Genomic DNA, 21,178 nt, shown 5'->3' with positions numbered 1-21,178 from the left:
ACGAAAAAAGACAAACGGAGTAGTTTGTCTTTTTCTATACTTCCACCTATTATATCAACCTTTTGAAAAATTCGTTTGCACCTCTTGAATTGGCCAATATCGTAAATCAACTTTACCGACAACTGTATCAGCTTTTACAAAACCAAAATGTCTACTATCCCAGCTCCCGAGGCGGTTATCACCTACTACAAAAATATATCCAGGTGGCACCGTTTTTTCCTTCGTTAACTCTTCTAGCGTAAAGTCACCTGTTAGTTGTCGTCCATGTATCTCTTTCTTATATTTCTCTAGATAAGGTTCATCCACGAATTGTCCGTTTATATATAGTTTATCATGCTTATATTCAATATGATCCCCAGGTAAACCGATAATTCGTTTTACGTAGTCCTCTTTTTTGTTCGCATGAAATACAACAACATCAAACCTATTCAAGTCCCCCACTTGATAACTCACCTTATTTACAACGAGCATATTGCCATCTTGCAATGTCGGCATCATTGACTTCCCCTCTACAACATACGTTGAAAAGAAAAACGTTCGAAAAAATACAGCTAATAATACACCAATTAAAATTGTTCGTATCCACTCTATGCCTTCTTTTTTCAAAGTTTTCTTCATCCGCTTCTCCCCTTATCCTTTAATAATGAAGCTTTCCTTTACAAAGAAGACTATTCTTAATGCAGTTCTAACTTTACTTCAATTTTCTTACCGACATACCATAAAATAAAAATACCAATCGCTACAATGACTGATTTCACCGGATTATGAATAAATGACATTAAATCATGACCGATATACGTTAAAATAAAAATCATCACAAGCTTTCCGAACGCGAGCGCAAGGCCAAACTGTTTTACACTAATGCGTGATAAACCAGCAACAACATTTATAAGCGCAGACGGTGTAAACGGAAAACAAAAGATGACGAAAATCGGCGCGAACCCTTTCCTTTCAATCCATCCCATTGCCTTTCGTACTTTCTCATGCTTATTCACAAAAGAAAAGAAACGACTTCGGCCAAAATGGCGGATTATGAAAAAAACAAGTAAGGCACCCATTACTGATCCAAGCCAAGAATAAAGAAAACCGAGCCAAAATCCAAATGCAACAGCATTCGCCATTACAAATACGATAAGTGGCAATGCTGGAATTAGCGCCTCTATCATCGGTAACCCAATACCAAGAAGTGGTCCGAACGCTTTATAGCTTTCAACAATATGATCCATATTTTCTGGTGAAAAATACTCTTTGATTGTCTGAAAATCCATTCTACACTTTACCCCTTTACTCTAAGTACTACCTCTACTGTATCATTGCCTATATGAAAGAGGAAATGGTAGATACGACATATGGAGATGTAATTATTAAGTTTCCATATCTTTCATTAGAATTCCTTCATTATTATGCTATGATAATCTATCAATATTCGACAGGATATGAAGTTAATTTAGACAACGCACCCAAAAATTATCACTCAATGGTTAAAAAAGAAGAAAATACAGAAAGTAATAATTAGTCTTTTTCATAAGAATAACCTTACTGCACGTAAGGTTATTTCTACCTATACGAAAATAAGTAGCAACGGATCATTATTCTACTTTCAAACAATTCCCCTCTGCTATTGACTATTTCTTACACGCAATTTTTTTAGCACACGTACACTGTCAATCACAATAAGTATTAACAAATAAATAAAAGATAGTATTAATACCGTACTTCGAATAGGTAACATTCGAAATTTGTATAGAAACTTATCAACCATATATATATCTTGCTCATTCGTTATAGTTGCAGGAGTAAATATAAGATAATCTTTCCAATTATCTATCCAAGTTAAACTAACTGCGGAAAATTGTGTTATCCCTAACCATAAGTAAATAACAATTGGTATAAGAATCATATATTGCAAACCGTGTAATATCTTTCTTTGCTTCTTGCATTCAATAATTTGAAAAACAAGCAGTGTCAGTACGTACACAATCGATAGAAGAAATACTATGGTGACAACTGGTTGAATTGAAAAAGAAAATAGTAATTTATCAATTTCACTAATTTGACTATATTCTGTAGCATTTTGAGGCGTAAATATAAAATGTCGTTTGTCAGCCCCTATCATTAACTGACTACCAACAAAACCAGTAAACATAAAGGTAAGCAATAATATAGGCAAAACAAGAATATATTGCGCCCAAAATAACATAATCCTTTTCAACATACCATCTCCTTTTTATACAGTATGAAAAAAATATTATGTACTTCACAAATGTAACATGATATATGTTCACACTATATTAAGTACACAGGATAATTACCATTATATTGTAATTTTATATTATCTTAAGCCCTTAGAGAACAAAAAGTTTGTACATTTCTCTCGTTTTGTTTATAAATCTTACAACGTAAACTGGATATATAATGAAATCAAAAAGGATGAGTCACCCCATCCTTTTCCTCTCATACATCCTCTTCTCTAACAAAATACACTTTCTCATAAGCTGGTCTTAATGTTGATTCATCCCTTTGATCAATCTCTTTAAAACAAGGGCTCCCTTGTTTTTTCCTACGATCTTCATACTCCGTTCGCAATTTCGCAGTACGATTTTGTTGATTTTCAAAACTAGTTTTCGATATCTCTAACTTCACCGCAAAGCCATTTATAAATCGAATAATAAGGTTTCCATCTTTTAATTCTTTATTGCTTTCAATATAAAAATGAGATAACCACGCGCACTCTTTTCTAGAATACGAATAGGTAGGGAAAAAATAAAGTTGATCGGTCGGACTAATCGCAATTGGTGCTTTATGTGTAATGTGAGTTAACTCTTTCGTTCCTTCTTTTCTGCCTAAGAAACTAGAACCATGCTTGCGACAACTTCTTTCTATAATATCTAGAGGTTTTTGAAATACGAAAAAAGAGTCTTGCACTTCAACAACTCGCGTAACAATTTTCTTTTCACTGAGAATTACAGGAAGTAAGGCCATTGTATTTTTATTTACAACATAGTTTTCGACGTAGCGTTCTACTTTACTTTCCATATTCCACTATCTCCTTTTTTCTATTTATATTAGCAGCTGCATGTATAATTTTAGCATCTATGAAAAGGAAATGGCTTACAGATTCCGCTTTTTTACAATACTTTATTATTTGTCAAACGCCTTTTAAATTATAAAATAAAAATATATTGTTTTTATAATAATAAACCTATACAAAATCTATTTATACTACCTATAAATATTTACAACTACTTCCTCATTTCGCATCATTAAGACAATTAACTTTGCTATAATTAAAATAAAAATCCAATATATGGAGGTCCGCTATGGAAGAAAAAGAAATGCAACCAACGATTCACATGAAAAATAACAACATCGTAATCGTGAAAAACTCAGCTAGCATTATATTCGCTTTATTTTTCATTCTATTATTTTTTGCAAAGCCTTTTCGTAAATCGAAATGCTCTGAATGTAAGAAATGCGAGAAGAAAAAAGTTGAAAAAGAAGAGTAAAAGGCTTTCTATTTTGGAAGCCTTTTGCTCTTCTTCCTATTTTCTTCCGGGTGTCCTTGTATCCCCTTTTTAATATTACTACATACAAAAAACATGATTAAAAATGATCCACTACGTTAAAAAGTACTTGTACGTGTTACCCATTTTTATTAAGAACTTCACCTTTATACATCACTAGCAACTTTTTAACTCGTTAAATCTGCAATATAAGTTTTGTATATAATTCCACTTCAAAACACAAAATATGTAAGTGATTATTTATGATTACATTAGTTTTTTATCTAATTCCAAAAAGGAGCTGTATAATATGGAGAAAAAAAGTCTATTAAGCCAACAGATTAATAGCGTCCCATCAGATGCTCTGAATACCCCTAGTAAGGAGCAAGAACAAATGTTAGAAACATCGTCTCAAGACGAACAAAATTCTAACAACAATGCTAACAAAAAAGATGTTACTCAAGGTCTATCTGGAAAAGATTTCCCTATTTCAACAGAGAATACAAATTTATAATTATTTACTATCATACGCAGCAAATGCTCTTGCTGAACTAATTCTTCTACAGAAACTAATACGCATTCCAGATAATTTTTCACCCGTTGTAACATAGAAAAAGAGATTTAGATATAAAAACAGGCTCTGGGAAAACTTTCTCCACAACCTAAAAAAAGGATGGCATTAGCCATCCTTTTTTCCATCATCAACTATAAAATTATAGTTTGATTACGTTTTTAGCTTGAGGTCCACGGTTACCTTCTTCGATTTCGAAGCTAACTTTTTGACCTTCTTCTAGAGATTTGAAACCTTCAGTTTCGATTGCAGAGAAATGTACGAATACATCGTTTTCGCCTGGAACTTCGATGAAACCGAAGCCTTTTTCGTTGTTAAACCATTTTACTTGTCCTGTTACTGCCATGATTATTTCCTCCTAAGAAAATACATTTTTTAAAATTTTTAGTTTTCCTATCTAAAAAAAGAATCCACACATTATCAAATACGAAACATAAACTAGTTCTCACATACTTTTTCTCGTTCGTTTCCAGCACTTGATAATATATGGATTGCTTAATTTAACTATTCAACTGATATTATCATAGCACATTAAAATAAAATGTACAATCTTTTTTGAAAATAACTGACACATTAAATCACGTATGCAATTATCAATATCTTATTTGAATAAAAATAAACAAATCTTTCGAATGCCACTATATTCCTTTTTCTAAGTGTTAAAATGTAATCTGACAGTACTTACTGGAGGGGATGAAATGTCAAACTACACAAACGAAGAAAAGCTTACAGGGGGAAACGTCTCAAACGTATATCGTTCTAAAAATACTGTTCGGAGAGAATTAAAGCCAGGCAGTTCAAAAATCCATACGTTATTACAACACTTAGAAAAGAAAGGGTTTCATCATGCTCCAAAATTTTTAGGTATAGATGAGAAAAATAGAGAGATTTTATCTTTTATTGAAGGAGATGCTGGAAATTATCCTTTAAAAGAATATATGCGATCTAATGATGTGTTAAAAGAAATAGCAAAGATGCTTCGCCTTTATCATGATGCTGTAAGTGACTTTCCGTTATTAGATGATTGGAAACCTATGGACCATACTCCAAATAACATTGAGGTTTTATGCCACAATGATTTTGCTATATATAACATTATATTTAATAACGAGAAACCAGTAGGTATTATTGATTTCGATGTTGCTGCTCCCGGACCAAGAATTTGGGATATCGCTTATACGCTTTATACTTGTATACCTTTAAGTAGAGTGTATTATACAGAATCGGGCGAGGCAGTTCATTATGAACCTGCGCAACATGCTAATCGCATGAAAGAAAGAGTGAGATTATTTGTTCAGTCCTACGGAAAAAGTATGGACGAAGATTACATAGGTATGGTACTAATACGCCTAGAAGCGTTATGTACGTATATAAAAAGAAAAGCAAACGAAGGCAACATAAGTTTCCAAAGAATGATTGATGAAGGACATTTAGAGCATTATGAAAAAGATATGAAGTTTATTCGTGATCATGGAGCTGAGTGGATTTGATCATATTGTCTTTTTTGTCGGTAGGTCGATATCCTTTGTCGAATCGTTGATAAATTTTAAGTTATGATAGATATATCGAATAAATCGTCGATATATTTTTATTTACTCTCGAATCGTGCGAAAAATAATAAGAGGCACCCTTCAAAAAGGGGGCCTCTTCCTTTTATCCCGCTTTAATGGGCAGTAAGACCCCCACCTCAAAATGCAGCGAAAGCAAAGAATTTAGGTGGGGGTCGGGCTGCCCCTAAAAGTCCGATTGGTGAGGGCTAATAATCAGTGGGGGATGAAGAAAACCCCCACTGATTAAAGTTTCCCTTTATTTCGTAAATTGTGCTTCTTCTGTAGATCCTTTTAATGCTGTCGTTGATGAAGTACCACCTGTAATCACCTGTGCTACTTCATCAAAGTAACCTGTTCCTACTTCTCGTTGATGGCGAGTTGCAGAGTAGCCGTATTTTTCTGCTGCGAATTCTGCTTGTTGTAGTTCAGAGTACGCTGCCATGCCGCGCTCTTTATAGCCGCGTGCTAATTCGAACATGCCGTAGTTTAATGAGTGGAATCCAGCAAGTGTTACGAACTGGAACTTATAACCGTAAGATGCAATTTCTTTTTGGAAGCTCGCAATTGTTTTCTCATCTAGTTTTTGTTTCCAGTTAAATGAAGGGGAACAATTGTATGCAAGCAATTTCCCTGGATGCTCTTTATGAATTGCGTCCGCAAATCGTTTTGCATCTTCTAAATTTGGTTCAGATGTTTCACACCAAACGAGGTCTGCATAAGGAGCGTATGCTAAACCACGTGCAATCGCTTGATCAAGACCTGCTTTCGTACGGTAAAATCCTTCTGGTGTTCTTTCTCCTGTAATAAACGCTTTATCAACAGGATCGATATCGCTCGTAATTAAATCTGCTGCATCCGCATCTGTTCTTGCAACAATAATTGTCGGTACTCCCATTACGTCTGCAGCAAGGCGTGCCGAAATTAAATTACGTACCGCTGTTTGCGTTGGTAGTAATACTTTTCCACCTAAATGACCGCATTTCTTCTCTGAAGATAATTGATCTTCAAAGTGTACACCAGATGCGCCTGCTTCAATCATACCTTTCATTAGCTCAAATACGTTTAATTGTCCGCCAAATCCAGCTTCTGCATCTGCTACAATTGGTACGAAATAATCTGTATCACCGCTTCCTTCCATATGCTGAATTTGATCCGCACGTTGAAGCGTTTGATTAATTCGTTTTACTACAGCAGGTACGCTATTTGCTGGATATAAACTTTGGTCTGGATACATATGTCCAGAAAGGTTTGCATCTGCTGCTACTTGCCATCCACTTAAATAAATTGCTTTTAACCCAGCCTTTACTTGCTGCATCGCTTGGTTTCCTGTTAATGCGCCAAGTGCATTAATATAATCTTCCGTATGAAGCGACGCCCACAGCTTTTCAGCACCGCGGCGCGCTAACGTATGTTCAATATCAATTGACCCGCGCAGGCGAATTACATCTTCTGCCGAATATGGACGTGTGATCCCTTTCCAGCGCGTATCTAACTCCCAGCTCTCTTGTAATTTCTCGATTCTTTCGTTTTTCATTTGTTCCATCCCCTTTTCATTTTTTATCCCACATTAACGGGCTGTAAGACTCCCACCTCAAAATTCAGCGAATACAAGGAAGTTAGGTCGGAGCCAACTGCCCGTAAAAGTCCGATTGGTGAGGGCTGATAATCAATGGGGGATACCCCTCCCCCCACTGATTAAAGTTTCACTTTATAAAATTTCATAACCCGGTAATGTTAAAAATGGTACGAATTCATCATTCCGAACGAGATTTGTAAACAACGTTGTCGCCTCTTGGAATCTCCCTTTCTTAAAGGCTTCTTTACCAATCTCTCTTTCTATTTTTGCTAACTCTTCTTCTTTTAGCTCTTCCATTAATTCAAGTGTAATATTACGGCCATCATTTAATTTTCCACCTTCATGGCGAATCCATTGCCATACTTGTGCCCTAGAAATTTCCGCTGTTGCTGCATCTTCCATTAAGTTATAAATTGGTGCTGCTCCCCGTCCGCTTAACCAAGATGCGATATATTGAATACCTACGCTAATATTCAGGCGAAGCCCCTCTTCTGTAATCGTTCCCACTGGTACTTCTAATAAATCCTTTTCTGTAACATGTATTTCTTCACGTTTTCTAAAAATTTGATTCGGTGTTTTCATAATGTGATTAAATACTTCCATCGCGACTGGTACAAGTCCCGGGTGGGCAACCCAAGTCCCGTCATGACCATCTAAAGCCTCGCGCTCCTTATCCGCACGCACTTTTTCAAAAGCTGCTTCATTCGCTTCTGGATTGTTTTTAATCGGAATTTGTGCTGCCATTCCTCCAATAGCTGGTGCATTACGACGGTGACACGTTTGAATTACTTTCAAAGAATACGCGCGCATAAACGGCGCCGTCATCGTGACTTGCGCTCTATCTGGAAGTAAAAATTCATTATGATTACGGAAACCCTTTAGAAAACTAAAAATATAATCCCATCTTCCGCAATTTAATCCAGCAGAATGATCTTTAAGTTCATACAAAATTTCATCCATTTCAAACGAAGCGTGAATCGTTTCCAGTAACACCGTGGCTTTGATCGTTCCGTTTGGAATACCGATATATTTTTGAGCAAATATGAAAACATCATTCCATAACCTTGCTTCTAAATAGCTTTCCATTTTCGGTAAGTAAAAGTATGGACCGCTTCCTTTTGCTAAAAGAGCTTTCGCATTATGGAAAAAATAAAGTCCAAAATCTACTAAGCTACCAGACATATTCTTTCCGTCAACTTGCATATGTTTTTCTTCTAAATGCCATCCTCTTGGACGCACAATTAATACTGCTGTTTTACTATTTAAACGATATTCTTTTCCGTTTTCATTTTTATGTGAAATCGTTCCCTTTACTGCATCTCGTAAGTTTATTTGACCTTCAATCGCATTTTCCCAAGTTGGTGAATTCGAATCTTCAAAATCCGCCATAAAAAGATGTGCTCCTGAATTTAAAGCGTTAATAACCATCTTTCTATCTACTGGACCAGTAATCTCTACGCGGCGATCCTCTAAATCTTTTGGCAATTTGGCAATTGTCCAATCCGCTTCACGTATGTGCTTCGTTTCTTCTAAAAACTTCGGAAACTCCCCTGCATCAATTTTTTGTTGTTTTTTCACACGTTTTTGTAAAAGTTCTATGCGGCGCTCATTAAAATTTTCATGTAGTTCCTTTAAAAACCTAAGCGCCTCAGGTGTCAATATTTCGTTGTACGCTGGTAACATTTCTCCCACGAGTGTAACCCGTGAAGTTTGCGTCGACATATTAGCATCCCCTTCTTAAACTGTTTTATAACAGATTTGATTTTATGTTTTATATTATATAACAAATCTTCAGAAAAGGAAGTTTTTTTTTGAAAAATTAATCGTTTTTTTCTAAAACTGTATTCTTTCACCGGCATTTCACATAAAAAAAGAAGCTAGTGTTATATAACACTAGCTCCTCTTTATTATTTATTCAAACATTGCGTTAAATAAGAATTGCGCATATTGTTCACGTGTTACTTTCATGTTCGGAGCGAAGTTCCCCTTACCATCTCCTACTGAAATACCATTTGAACCTACTGCATTAATCGCATTTTCTGCCCAATGTCCTTTTGGTACATCTTTAAATCCTGCTGATCCTTTTACTTGTAGTCCAAATGCTCTCGTAAGAACTTGCGCCATTTCTGCACGTGTTAACGTATCTTTTGGTCTGAAGTTTCCTTTCTCGTCACCTGTAAAAATACCTAATTCTGTTACTGCTAACACTTCGAAAGGAAACATCGTTGATTTATCATCAACAATATCATTATACGGGCTTTCTAGTTCCTCATCTTCACCAAATTCTTCATCAAGATTAAGTGCACGGTAAATTAAAGCTGCTACTTGTTCACGATTTACGTTATGTCCAAAACCGAACACACCATTTCCATAACCAAGCATAATCTCTTCTTCTGCTAAAGTTTGAATTGCTTCATAAGACCAATGTCCTGCTGGTACATCTTTAAAGAATGCTTGACTTGCTTGTTGTGGCTTTGCAGCTAATTCAGCTTTTGCTGTTGTCCCTTCAGCACTAAATGCTACTCCACCCATAATTGTTAAAGCTGTTGCTACTTTTAAAACTTTTTTCTTCAAAGTATTCTCTCCCTAAAAACATATTTTTTTCTAATATAAAGAATTAATAGAAGCGTAACAATATAATTTCCATGTGATTTTTGTCTAATTTATGAACTATATTTCACATACTTTTATTTACACTTTATTAATAATAAAGTTACTAAATCGTATATTTAAACAATAAAAAGTTACTTTATTCAATCTCTTCTTATCCACTAAATTCGAAACACTAAATTACGAATAGAAAATCGGTATAATTACAAATAATTTCAAATAAGAAAAAAGCGTGGAATTCCCACGCTTTTTTCTCGATATATATTATATTAATATAAATTAAACATCCTTATATGTTAACTTTCATTCATAATCTTCATCTTTTACTGGAAAATAAAAAACAGCTCTATTTAAAAACGTTGCATATTGCTCACGTGTTACAACTTTATTCGGTTCAAATTTCCCATTTCCTGTTCCTACTATGACATGATTAGACTGTAGTGCACTAATCGCATTTTTTGCCCAATGATTATTTGGTACATCTTTAAATGTATGGTTCTTCTTCACCTTAAATGTAAATGCATTCGTAAGAATTTGTGCCATTTCTGCGCGTGTTACTGGTGCAGTTGGTCTAAAGTTTCCTTTTTCATCACCTTTAAAAATACCATGCTCTGTTAATACTAAAATTTCATCTAAAAACATTGTTGCTCTCTCAGAAATATCTTTGTATGGATTTTTTAAAGGTCCTTCCCTTTTCAAATTCAATGTACGATACAGCACTGCTGCTACTTGTTCTCTTGTTACATTATCACCTACACCAAACTTACCATTTCCATATCCTAACATTACTTTATTGTATACTACATCCATTATATCGTCATATGCCCAGTAGTTTACTGGAACATCATCAAACACAATCATTTCTGGATATTCTTCTGCTTTTACGTTTGGAACATTCGTACTTACAAACAAACCACCCATAATAGTTACCGTTGCCATTATACGTAACATGTTCTTCTTCATTGCCCTCTCCCCTTTACCTCCATTTTAAAAAACGGAAAATAATAGACTGAAATCCTTTCCAATATTACATATGTTGCCTTTGCACCATTTATGCAATATATTACATTTAAAAAATCTATTATTGTGAAAATCACTACTAAAGGAGAGCCAATTCGCTCTCAATTTCAATTTTTATACCGAATTGTACGCAAACTAATTTTCTTTCCTGTATTCATGTAAAGGTGTTTCTATAATATAAATATTCTACTTTTTTCAAAAGAAATCCTTCACGTTTTAAGAGTTCATTTTCTAGACAAAAAATGCAATTATATCGACTTAACTACAACATACGACAATAGTAACCTCTCTATTAACAAAAGCTCATAATGAGCGAAAGATACCTCTTCCACAAATTATGAGCTTTCTCTTTATCTATTCCATTTTCCCTGGAGAATTATCAATTGATCTTTGTAAAAACTTTGCAAATTGCCCACGTGTAACGAGCATTTCAGACTGGAACTTGCCATCTCCCGTTCCTACCGCTACTTTATTAGATTGCAAATTATATTATACAAAAAATCCGAAAATTATAAACGTAATTAAACCTAATTATTTACAATTAAAAATAGAAATTTTCTTCTACTACTATTTTTTCCTCCTTCGTTTTCCGAAAAGTAAACGCCATCCCTACAAAGATAAGAACAATACCCACTACTTGCATACTAGTCGGTCTAAACCCGGTAAAGACTGTATCTAATAGTATTGCAACCGCAGGATCTAAAAACACTAATACAGAAATTAATCTCGTCGATAAATCTCTTAAACTGTCAAAAAATAAGTAATATACAAATCCCGTATGTATAAGACCTGTCGCTGTAATCATCATCCAGTTCATCTCTGTTAACCCTTGAAACTTGCCAAAGTCTACGAATGGTAGCAATAAAAATATACCTAAAAATGTTTGTAAAAATGTCATCGCATATGCGCTCGTATGCTGAATTCCTTTTCCTAGTAAAGTAGTAAAAGCATAAAATAATGCTGCAAGAAGTGCCCATACCATGCCAGATGACATCAATTTTTCCAGCGATAGACTTCCATCTACTCCAGCTACTAAAACGGTTCCAATAAAACAAATGACAATGGACATAACCGCAAATACTGTAAGTCTCTCTTTAAATACGATACTACCAATCATTAATACAATAATGGGTGCAAGATGGTACACTGAAATCGCAATTGTAATCGACATAACTTCAAATGCTTTAAATAGAAATACCCAGTTAAAAACGAGAAATACACCGCATGCTAATATTTGCATGACTTCTTTTTTATTCCATTGCTCACTTTTATATTGTCCTGTTACGAGCCAACATAATGCTAAAAATAGAGTCGCACAAATGCAACGAACGAATACTAATTCAAAAGACGGTAAACCTGTTTGAACAGAAAAAAATCCAATTGATCCGAAAATAGACATCGAAAGGATCATTTTTATAGCCGGCATTGATTTTGAATGAAACAAAATATTAACCTCCTAAACATTTCACTGAATATTCCATATATTATACACTATAATTTTCCAAAATTCGAATAACCCAAAAGAAAAGAAGCAGTACACTACTGCTTCTTTTCTTTTTCATATTGTTCAAACGCATGAATTCTTTCAAAAATTGGTGGGTGTGTATATAAGAAAAACTTTACTAACGCAGGCGGATTTACTTGGCTTAAGCTCGTTTTTGATAAATATTGAAACGTCTTTACACCAGATTTTCCGTCCTTCGTCATGTCTAGAGCGTATTGATCTGCCGCTCGTTCTTCTATACGAGAAACATAGTTTGTTGCTGGCTGTGATACAAAAGAGAGTACAGAAGAAATTAAGAAAAATAACGGTAAAATTGAGAAACATGCTGCTTTTGAAATTTGCAGCGTATCCCCCCATTTTCGAATACACATATTTATAATACGACTAATGAGGTACATTCCTATAAACGATAGCAACACATAACTGGCAACGCCCCAATATATATGTTTCATAACATAATGCCCCATTTCATGGGCCATTATAAATAAAATCTCTTTATCTTTTAATTGCTTAAGCGTTGTATCCCACATTACAATACGAGCGTTAGGGCCAATTCCTGTTACATATGCATTTAACGCATTCGTTTTCTCTGACATATTTACTTCATACACGTGTTTAGCAGGAATGTCCGCTTTGTCTGCTATCGCTAAAATTTTCGTTTCTAATTCTTTATTTTTCAGCGTAGAAAAGTCGTTATAAAGTGGATCAATCACGACAGGCTGTATGAATGTTAAAAAGATTGTAAACGGAACAGAGAGTGCCCACCCTGCTAACCACCATCTCTTCGGGAATTTGCGAATAAGCCATAGAAGAACCGTAACTACAATTAACATAGTTGCATAACTTTCCCAAAAACCGATAACATGATCTTTTATCCAGCTTTGTGTACTTTGCGTTGAAATACCGTAATCAACAGAAACTTTTCGGCTAATCCATTGCATTGGCAGGGCAAGAACTGTTGTAAGTAATGATAAATAAAAGAAATAAATCGCAACTTGCAGGACACTTATTTTCGTCGTTTCCTTCGACCATTTCTCAAACTTTTTTGAAATACCGAGCACAAGTACAAATAATAAAATAATCCATTCAAGAGGCGTCGCTAAAAAATACAATAAATTTTTCACGCGCGAATAATCTTGGCTTAGCGTAAGCTCTCTTGCATTCATAAACGTTTCTGGATCTGCACTCGTTCCTTTATACATGTCCGGAACCAGTTCATGATTCCATCCAAATAAATACCAATATATAAATAACGCAAATACAACGTACAAAAAAAGCGACCACCCAATAACCTTCCTCACGCTATTCCCTCCTCTATGCTGCCTGTCTATTATTATTGTAAGTTCGTACATGCTAAATTAGAACAAGCTTATTATGCAAATTGCTCAAGAACCCTCTATTTACATAAAAAAACTCTTCTACATAAAGAAGAGTTTTACCTACCTTTAGACACTTTCTTCGGTTCATACTCTGGGATAAGAAACGTACTTACAACCCAGCATATTAAACCAACGCCTTTTATATAGCGTATATATTCATAGTCCTGAAAAAATAACGTCGTTACAATAAGCGTAAAAAATCCAATTAAAACTAGTACATATCCTATTTGCTTCTTAGATAACATAACTTGCCTCCTTAAGGAAGTACATCCACTAATAAACTAAAATCTTGTAAAGAAAAAGAACTATATTTCATAATACCTTGCACTGCTAAAAGTAAAATAAGACCGGTCACACACATATAATTAACGCTTTCTTCACTCTTTTTTTCAGCAACTATTCCGCCGCTTATACATAATATTCCTAACAAATGGAGTGCTAAATATATAAAGAAATAAGCTTCCTCCCAGCGAAGAATAACATTGACTGTCGTGATCAGCACTATACTAAGCAAAATCAAATAAAAAAACTTATTTGATGATATCGTTTCATTCATATAATTTTATACATCCCTTTCAAATTTAGAATGAATGATGTTTCAAAGCTATAAAGTAAATGATTGTTTTCATACTATAAAGTGAAACTTTAATCAGTGGGGGTTTTCTTCATCCCCCACTGATTATTAGTTGAACCAATCGGACTTTTATGGGCAGTTGATCCCCCACCTAAATTCTTTGCTTTCGCTGCATTTTGAGTTGGGGATCTTACTGCCCATTAAAGTGGGGTAAAACAAAAGGAAAGCCACTATTACTTTCTCGAATACTTTATGAACCCACATATACTTCTCTTCATTTTTTTTGAAGATGCGCTTCATCATTTCTTCTACAATTAAACCAAATAGTAGTAAAACCCCTAACACAATAAGAAGAGAAATAATATTTTCTTTTACATGAGTACTAGAAAATAAGTAATACTCTGGAAACACAATCGTATCTACTACAGGTTGCACCCAATGACAAACGCTTTTATCACACATATCTGTAAGAGACGTAGCATCTATAATGTCTTTCAATATTTTTTCAATCGTCTTCTTCATCTCATTTACTCCCCACTACGTCTGAAAAGCTTTTTTCCTGCTCTACATATATAGCGGGCATTTCTTTACTCCAATATTTGCGGTTAACAAATAAAAAGATGAGTACTAAGTTTAATCCTGTTATAAAAATAATAAGTCCTGGAAAGAACGTCGTATAATTTGAGAAATCTGCAAAACTCATTATCTCTTCTTTATTTATTAAAAAAGAAGCACCGATTACAAATGCATTGTTTAACATGTGAATAGCGATTGGCATGAGTAAACTATTCGTACGAATATATACGATTGATAGTACAACGCTAAATACAATTGCACCTAGGAAATCAACATGTAACAATGCAAACAATATTGCTACAACAATGATTGCTATACTCGTTCCCCATTTTGCTGCGAAGCGTTGCAGTAAAAATCCGCGAAAAACAAATTCCCCAATAATTGGTGCGATGAATACGACCATAATAACTTGATAAACATATCCTCCAGTGCTATCCATAATCGGTTCGCGTAATGCGTTCATAATAAATGTCGGTGTAATCCATGCAAAGCTATACATGTACAAAATAAGATATCCATAACTAAACACGCATAACATGATCGTAATGTATAAAACTTGCACCAGGTTAAATGTTTCATTTCTATTAATAAATAATGAAAATGCAACACGGTGTTTTTTATAATCAAAATAAATCCAAGTAATCGGCAGGATATAGAATATAAGAATATTTATAAAAGTAGAATTTTGCATATGAAATGTATTTTCTATCAATTCATTACTGGCTCTTGCAACTACAGTTAATAGTGCAAATACAATTAAAAAATATCTAGCTCGCATCGTTTGAAACGGATTCACACTCATCTCCTCCCCTATGTTACTTTTATCATATCATTTGATTCTTAATTTTTTGAGAAAGAAAACCTTAAAATTTCCTTAAAAATTCCATAAGTTACCGAAAGATGATATGATATTCGAGGAAATTAGGAGGGATTTTTTATGTATGAAGCAAATATTTTGCTCGTTGATGATGAAACAGCAATTTTACAATTATTAACTACCATTCTTGAAAAAGAAGGTTTTTCTCATATTACAACTGCAACATCCGCTGAAATGGCTTTATTTCTTACTCAGCAAAACGATTACGATTTAATTATTTTAGATGTCATGCTTCCTGGACAATCTGGTTTTGATATTTGTCCAATCATTCGCCAAAAAACAGATTGCCCTATCTTCTTCCTCACAGCTAAAACATCTGATTTAGATAAAATATCTGGATTTTCACACGGTGCAGATGATTATATTACGAAGCCATTTAACCCACTTGAAGTGGTAGCTCGTATGAAAGCACAACTCCGAAGACATATGAAGCAAGTCATGCCACACGAACAAAAAGCACACTCTAGTTCATTTGGCAGATTTGAAATTGATCGATATTCCGCAGAGCTTACAGTAAATGGGCGTGTTGTCGAATGTTCCGCCCAGCTATTTCAGCTATTACTCTTCTTTTGCGAGAATCCGAACTACGTATTTTCAAAAGAAGAAATATACGAGAAAGTTTGGGGAGCACCTGCCTACAATGGCGATGACAATACCGTTATGGTCCACATTCGAAAACTACGTGAAAAAATCGAACAAGACCCAAGTAAACCAGAATATATAAAAACCGTTCGCGGGCTTGGCTATAAGTTCATTACAAAGTAGGGTGACGATATGAACTTTAATAAACGACTTATTATCCAGTTTATCATGCAACACGTATTTGTTTTAGTTACATTACTGATTGCTGTAGTAGCTGCATTCACGTATTTAATTTTTCTTGTTACGAGTACTTCATACGAACCGAACATTCCAGATGCTGAAAATTTTATGATTGCAAGATACATTTCTTCAGAAGATGGCGATATTTCGGTGAAAGCTGAAGTAAAAGACTTAATTAAAGAGAAAAATGATTGGATTCAAGTTGTAGAGGAAAACGGAAAAGTTCTCTATCACTTTAATACACCTAGTGACGTACCGACATCTTATACGAAAGCATCTTTATTCTCGTATATACAGAATCACATAGAAAGTCCTTATACATTTACATATTGGGAAATTGAATTAGAAGAAAAAAACGTACTTGTTATTTACGGTGGTATGTTAAAAAGCAATGCATTACTAAAAACAATCCAGAAAACGCACCCTTCTGTATCTACAGATTCGTTCACATTAACAGAAGAAGAAAAACAGTTACTTTCTAAAGAAAAAGCAACACTTCAAGTTTTTAATAGCGTTGGCGAAGAAGTATTCTCCTATCCAAACGGAAAGAAAAAAACATTTTCTGTTATACAAGCCGCTCTTAGCGAAAAAGAGCCGTGGAATCATAAGGAAAACACGTCTAGCTTTTATGACACAAATAGCAATCATCTTCTCGTTGTAACTGCCAAAAATGAGTACTACTACCCAGATGATGAAATAGACGATGTATTTGCTAAAAAGTTTCTAATCGGATGCGGATTAATCCTTCTTATCGTATTTGTTTATTTAGTCATTCTTTCTATTTGGTACGGTAATAAATTTGGAAAACCGTTATTACATGCGATGCGCTGGCTTAAAAATATAGCTGGTGGAAAGTACGAAGAGCCTGTTAGTAAAAAAGGAAAACCTATTAGGTTCAGGAAATCTGGTAAAGAAAAATGGTCATTCCGCTTATTTAGCGATGTTACAAATTCACTAGAGCACCTTTCTATTACACTCAAAAAAAATGATGCGATGAGGCAAGTACTGCAGCAAACTCGTGAAGAATGGATTACCGGTCTCACCCATGACTTAAAAACACCACTTAGCTCTATATATGGCTACGCATTATTACTAGAATCAAAGCAGTACAACTGGACTGATCGTGACATTCAACAATTCGGCAGCGTTATGAAAGAGAAATCGCAATATATGACGACATTAATCGATGACTTAAGCTTAACGTATCAATTAAAAAATAACAGTCTTCCTGCGCAGCACGTAAACATTGAAATGAATCAATTCGTTCAAAAAGTATTATTACAATTCATTAATAATCCGACACTTCAAAATCAAAATATTGAATTCGTACCAAGCTCAAATAAAATTCAATATTTCATTGAAGAAAAATGGTTCCAGCGTATTATCGAAAACTTACTCGTAAACGCTGTAAAACATAATAATGAAACGACTAATGTCATCGTAAAACTTTCGCAAAACGCTACTTCATTTACACTATCTATTTCAGATAATGGAAAAGGAATGGATGATAAAACGAAAGAACTTCTATTTGAGCGATATTACAGAGGAACAAATACGGAAGAAAGCAACATCGGAACGGGACTTGGCCTCGCTATTACAAAGCAGCTCGTTCATGCTCATAACGGAACGATTTCTATCGATAGCGAACTTGGAAAAGGAACGACAATTATACTTGTGTTTCCGTTTCGTTCGTAGAAAAGGCGCTATGTGGCGTCTTTTCTTTTTTCTTGGGAGTCGGTAATTGAAATTATATCGGCGATTTTCTGAATATATCGGCGCAACTCGAATTATATCAGCGATTTTTCAAATATATCAGCGCAACTCAAAATATATCAGCGATTTTCAAGATATATCGACTTACCGACAAAAATCGGCATATACCGCAACCTATATGATAAAAGCGAACCACTCAGTGGCTCGCTTTTCTTTCTATTATTTCTTCTTCACCGGTATCCAAAGCTCTACTTGAGCGAACTCACTTTTATCTTCGTGACAACGCTCATCGTATAATTCAAACTCTGTAACGCCGCAATGTTCATAGCCTGAATGCGGGAACCATTCTGAGAAAACAGCATTCCACGTTTGGTGAATAGACGATACCATTTCTTCATGAGGAACTTTCGGCGTTGTAAACACAGCATATGTCGCTGCTGGGAACGTACGCTTTGCAATTTCATTTGGTACATTTTCAAAGTCTGTAACTTCCATTCCGATAATATAAGTGAAGTCCCCTGTTTCTAAATTAAAATCAGTACATAATCCAAGCTCTACCCATTGGCTCGTATCTTTACGATTCGGAATTGTCGTTCCAAGATCTTTTTGTAAATATTCTTGCCAAAATGCTGGGATGTCTTGATGGTTTTTCCCTTCTTTACTTGTCGTCTTCAGTTCATAACCTGCCACTAAAAATTCTGGTTTATTTACAATACGATATTCCATTTGTATGCCTCCTAAATACGGATTTAATTTTCTTTGCTTTACATTCACGCTGTAATACATTGGCGTTTCAATTTCTTGTTTTCGATATTCACTCGGTGTCATTTGAAATAATTTTTTAAAGGCTCTCGTGAACGTTTCATGAGATTGAAAGCCATGCTCAAATGCGATATCAATAATTTTTTCATCCGTATGAGAAAGTTGATAAGCTGCCCGGGCTAACCTCCTCTTTCGAACATACTCCATTACTGTATCACCTACTAATGCCTGAAATACACGATGAAAATGCGACTCAGAAAAACCTGCAATACGTGCTAAATTACGCAGCGTCTGTTTTTCCATTACATCTTCCTCAATATAATCAATGGACCTTTGAATTTGTGTTTCATAGCTTTCCATCTCTGTTCACCCGCCTTATATGTATTATGATAAAAGAGAATCCTATCCACTTCTTGACGTTTTTTACTATAATTCCATAAAAAATTGTAACTTTTTTATATGTATTTCGTTGTTATGTATGAAGGGAGGGAAATGTAGTGAAACGCAAACAATCATTAGAAGACATTTACTCCGAGCATATGCACGATTTATTTCGCTATCTTCTCTCCCTTACCGGAGATTCCCACTATGCGGAAGATCTCATGCAAGAAACCTTTTACCGAATGCTCGTCCATATTGACTATTATAAAGGAGAAGAAATTAGGCCGTGGTTATTTACAATTGCCTACAACGCCTTTATCGATTGGTATCGAAAAGAAAAAAGATATAAAACGACGACAATTACAGAATTCCATTTACCGAACGTACCAAGTACAGAGCACTCTTATTTTGTAAAACATGAGATTGCTAGTTGGTTAGACAATTTATCTTCTCTTCCCCTTGAAAGACGAAATGTCCTGTTACTACGAGATTACTACGGATTCTCATATAAAGAAATAGCAGAAATGACTGGTCTCTCACTAGCGAAGGTGAAAATTGAATTACACCGAGGACGAAAAGAAACGAAAAGCATAAAGGAGTGATATGGATGGGTTGTATAGAATTTAAAAAACTATGGGAGAAGTATGAAAACGGAACGCTTACGCAGGATGAACAAGAAGAGTTAGAAAGTCATATCGAGACTTGCGAAGAGTGTGAAGTATATTTGGATGAATTGCTTGCGAAGAGTGAACCGATAAAGAAAAGACTACCACCACAAAATTTGAAAGTCCCGTTTTGGAAAATAAAATGGAAACAGCGTTGGCAAACCGTTAGTTTTTTCCTTGCCGTTTGTATTGCAATCTATTTTGTTGGTCATTTTTCATCTGCTTTTTACTTCTATAATATGAAAAAATTAACTGAAGTAGATGAAATTCCAGCACTCGCACTAGAAGCAACCATTCCAAATAGTCGTTCCGCTGGAGGTAGTACGAAGGTTAAACCCTTTTTCCGTACAGAAACTGAAATGAATTTATTTAAAACGGTCGGCAAAAAAGAATTTCCAATTGGGACAGTAGCAACGCGTAGTTTCTTATCATCTGTAACTGTCAAAAATAAATCATGGGAAAACAAACCCTATTCCAAAAAACTTTCCTTTGTTCATCCAAAAATCAAGGAAGAAGCTTCTTTGAAAGAATCATCTAAAAAAGTTTGGGATACACTTGGAAAGATACATGAGGGTACCGTTGCAGAATTAGCGATATCTTTCGATAAAGTTTACACTTTACAAGAAGTCGAATCCATTCTATATAGCGCATTTGAAGCACAAGAAATGCCGCCAACTCCTATATGGTACGCTTTAGACTCAGGACAAGAAAGAATAGATGAAGAAGATTTTATCTTGCATAGCGGAGAGGTTATCGGATTTCGAGAACATTTAGATCTTCCTGATAGTGAAGCCGAACAACCGAAGACGAAAGAAGATCAAGTAATCGAAATGATGCGCATTCTTTCTGAACATAAAAAAACTGTGAGTGAAGCTACTCGGACTCCTGAAAAAGAGCTGAATTTAGATAAGCGCTATGAGTATGTAAAAGATAACGGTGTGAAAGTATACGGCATGGTCATTACCGGACCGTCGAAAGAGTTATTAAAATTACAAAACTCACCGAATGTGCGTTATGCGACTCTTGGAGATATTGAGGTTTGGAATTGGTTTGATCAGTGATGTGAAAAAGTAGAGCATCACTCCTAGATGCTCT

General features: G+C 34.9%; 23 protein-coding genes and 1 pseudogene. 7 read left to right on the top strand and 17 right to left on the bottom strand.

Features of this window, described 5'->3' with window-relative positions; genetic code table 11:
- Positions 1–54: 54 nt before the first annotated feature.
- The 4 genes from lepB to ACTFSI_RS05900 all read right to left on the bottom strand — a co-directional run bounded on the left by lepB (position 55) and on the right by ACTFSI_RS05900 (position 3,036).
- Positions 55–618, bottom strand: coding sequence for a signal peptidase I (lepB, locus tag ACTFSI_RS05915; RefSeq protein ID WP_000751898.1), 564 nt, complete (start codon positions 616–618; stop codon positions 55–57).
- A gap of 56 nt (positions 619–674) precedes the next feature.
- Positions 675–1,268, bottom strand: coding sequence for a TVP38/TMEM64 family protein (locus tag ACTFSI_RS05910; protein ID WP_440045284.1), 594 nt, complete (start codon positions 1,266–1,268; stop codon positions 675–677).
- Positions 1,269–1,618: 350 nt separating this feature from the next.
- Complete coding sequence (locus tag ACTFSI_RS05905; protein ID WP_138322326.1) at positions 1,619–2,215, bottom strand: DUF4306 domain-containing protein; 597 nt, start codon at positions 2,213–2,215, stop codon at positions 1,619–1,621.
- A 239-nt stretch (positions 2,216–2,454) separates the two neighbouring features.
- Positions 2,455–3,036, bottom strand: a complete 582-nt coding sequence (locus tag ACTFSI_RS05900; protein WP_044792696.1) for a competence protein ComK — start codon at positions 3,034–3,036, stop codon at positions 2,455–2,457.
- A gap of 284 nt (positions 3,037–3,320) precedes the next feature.
- On the opposite strand from ACTFSI_RS05900, the gene ACTFSI_RS05895 reads away from it, so the two are divergent.
- Together ACTFSI_RS05895 and ACTFSI_RS05890 are read left to right on the top strand one after the other, a co-directional pair.
- Positions 3,321–3,506, top strand: a complete 186-nt coding sequence (locus tag ACTFSI_RS05895; protein WP_440045283.1) for a hypothetical protein — start codon at positions 3,321–3,323, stop codon at positions 3,504–3,506.
- 307 nt (positions 3,507–3,813) lie between these two features.
- The gene (locus ACTFSI_RS05890) at positions 3,814–4,017 is read left to right on the top strand and encodes a hypothetical protein (RefSeq protein WP_044792694.1); all 204 of its coding nucleotides are present in this window, start codon (positions 3,814–3,816) and stop codon (positions 4,015–4,017) included.
- A 199-nt stretch (positions 4,018–4,216) separates the two neighbouring features.
- On the opposite strand, the gene cspA is transcribed toward ACTFSI_RS05890, so the two are convergent.
- On the bottom strand, positions 4,217–4,420 hold the full coding sequence (gene cspA, locus ACTFSI_RS05885) for an RNA chaperone/antiterminator CspA (RefSeq protein ID WP_000301522.1): 204 nt from the start codon (positions 4,418–4,420) through the stop codon (positions 4,217–4,219).
- A gap of 352 nt (positions 4,421–4,772) precedes the next feature.
- On the opposite strand from cspA, the gene ACTFSI_RS05880 reads away from it, so the two are divergent.
- Entirely contained in the window at positions 4,773–5,564 is a 792-nt protein-coding gene (locus tag ACTFSI_RS05880; RefSeq protein WP_440045282.1) for a phosphotransferase, read from the top strand.
- 316 nt (positions 5,565–5,880) lie between these two features.
- On the opposite strand, the gene aceA is transcribed toward ACTFSI_RS05880, so the two are convergent.
- From aceA to ACTFSI_RS05825, 11 genes and pseudogenes are all read right to left on the bottom strand, one after another.
- Positions 5,881–7,158: an isocitrate lyase gene (gene aceA / locus ACTFSI_RS05875; protein ID WP_000787355.1), complete on the bottom strand. Its 1,278-nt coding sequence runs from the start codon at positions 7,156–7,158 to the stop codon at positions 5,881–5,883.
- Positions 7,159–7,332: 174 nt separating this feature from the next.
- Positions 7,333–8,922 carry a malate synthase A gene (aceB, locus tag ACTFSI_RS05870; RefSeq protein ID WP_275894436.1) on the bottom strand — a complete coding sequence of 530 codons (1,590 nt, stop codon included), beginning with the start codon at positions 8,920–8,922 and terminating at the stop codon, positions 7,333–7,335.
- A 189-nt stretch (positions 8,923–9,111) separates the two neighbouring features.
- Positions 9,112–9,774, bottom strand: a complete 663-nt coding sequence (locus ACTFSI_RS05865) for an S-layer homology domain-containing protein (protein WP_440045280.1) — start codon at positions 9,772–9,774, stop codon at positions 9,112–9,114.
- 339 nt (positions 9,775–10,113) lie between these two features.
- Positions 10,114–10,773: an S-layer homology domain-containing protein gene (locus ACTFSI_RS05860; RefSeq protein WP_044792691.1), complete on the bottom strand. Its 660-nt coding sequence runs from the start codon at positions 10,771–10,773 to the stop codon at positions 10,114–10,116.
- 411 nt (positions 10,774–11,184) lie between these two features.
- Positions 11,185–11,313 (bottom strand): annotated as a pseudogene (locus tag ACTFSI_RS05855) (S-layer homology domain-containing protein); the annotation flags it as partial.
- A gap of 58 nt (positions 11,314–11,371) precedes the next feature.
- A complete protein-coding gene (locus ACTFSI_RS05850; RefSeq protein WP_440045278.1) occupies positions 11,372–12,274 on the bottom strand; it encodes a DMT family transporter in 903 nt (300 codons plus the stop codon).
- Between the two features lie 95 nt (positions 12,275–12,369).
- Positions 12,370–13,635: a M48 family metallopeptidase gene (locus ACTFSI_RS05845; protein ID WP_440045277.1), complete on the bottom strand. Its 1,266-nt coding sequence runs from the start codon at positions 13,633–13,635 to the stop codon at positions 12,370–12,372.
- A gap of 134 nt (positions 13,636–13,769) precedes the next feature.
- Positions 13,770–13,958 carry a hypothetical protein gene (locus ACTFSI_RS05840; protein ID WP_044792689.1) on the bottom strand — a complete coding sequence of 63 codons (189 nt, stop codon included), beginning with the start codon at positions 13,956–13,958 and terminating at the stop codon, positions 13,770–13,772.
- Positions 13,959–13,969: 11 nt separating this feature from the next.
- Positions 13,970–14,269 (bottom strand): hypothetical protein, encoded by a 300-nt coding sequence (locus ACTFSI_RS05835; RefSeq protein ID WP_440045275.1) that lies wholly within the window; start codon positions 14,267–14,269, stop codon positions 13,970–13,972.
- Positions 14,270–14,416: 147 nt separating this feature from the next.
- Entirely contained in the window at positions 14,417–14,809 is a 393-nt protein-coding gene (locus ACTFSI_RS05830) for a hypothetical protein (RefSeq protein ID WP_440045274.1), read from the bottom strand.
- Position 14,810: 1 nt separating this feature from the next.
- Positions 14,811–15,665 carry a lysostaphin resistance A-like protein gene (locus ACTFSI_RS05825; RefSeq protein ID WP_440045273.1) on the bottom strand — a complete coding sequence of 285 codons (855 nt, stop codon included), beginning with the start codon at positions 15,663–15,665 and terminating at the stop codon, positions 14,811–14,813.
- A 135-nt stretch (positions 15,666–15,800) separates the two neighbouring features.
- Between ACTFSI_RS05825 and ACTFSI_RS05820 the strand changes: the two genes are divergently transcribed.
- Complete coding sequence (locus tag ACTFSI_RS05820; RefSeq protein ID WP_440045272.1) at positions 15,801–16,505, top strand: response regulator transcription factor; 705 nt, start codon at positions 15,801–15,803, stop codon at positions 16,503–16,505.
- A gap of 9 nt (positions 16,506–16,514) precedes the next feature.
- On the top strand, positions 16,515–18,257 hold the full coding sequence (locus ACTFSI_RS05815; RefSeq protein WP_001010469.1) for a sensor histidine kinase: 1,743 nt from the start codon (positions 16,515–16,517) through the stop codon (positions 18,255–18,257).
- Between the two features lie 237 nt (positions 18,258–18,494).
- On the opposite strand, the gene ACTFSI_RS05810 is transcribed toward ACTFSI_RS05815, so the two are convergent.
- Positions 18,495–19,397 carry an AraC family transcriptional regulator gene (locus tag ACTFSI_RS05810; protein ID WP_061659211.1) on the bottom strand — a complete coding sequence of 301 codons (903 nt, stop codon included), beginning with the start codon at positions 19,395–19,397 and terminating at the stop codon, positions 18,495–18,497.
- A gap of 137 nt (positions 19,398–19,534) precedes the next feature.
- Between ACTFSI_RS05810 and ACTFSI_RS05805 the strand changes: the two genes are divergently transcribed.
- Positions 19,535–20,020 (top strand): RNA polymerase sigma factor, encoded by a 486-nt coding sequence (locus ACTFSI_RS05805; RefSeq protein ID WP_000823976.1) that lies wholly within the window; start codon positions 19,535–19,537, stop codon positions 20,018–20,020.
- Between the two features lie 5 nt (positions 20,021–20,025).
- Positions 20,026–21,144 carry an anti-sigma factor gene (locus ACTFSI_RS05800; RefSeq protein ID WP_197225358.1) on the top strand — a complete coding sequence of 373 codons (1,119 nt, stop codon included), beginning with the start codon at positions 20,026–20,028 and terminating at the stop codon, positions 21,142–21,144.
- Positions 21,145–21,178: the final 34 nt, after the last annotated feature.

It is taken from the genome of Bacillus cereus group sp. MYBK101-2 (assembly GCF_051918845.1).
GTDB lineage: Bacteria > Bacillota > Bacilli > Bacillales > Bacillaceae_G > Bacillus_A > Bacillus_A paranthracis.
The sequence above is the reverse complement of the archived record's forward strand: the minus strand, read 5'-3'. Positions and strand labels throughout refer to the sequence as shown.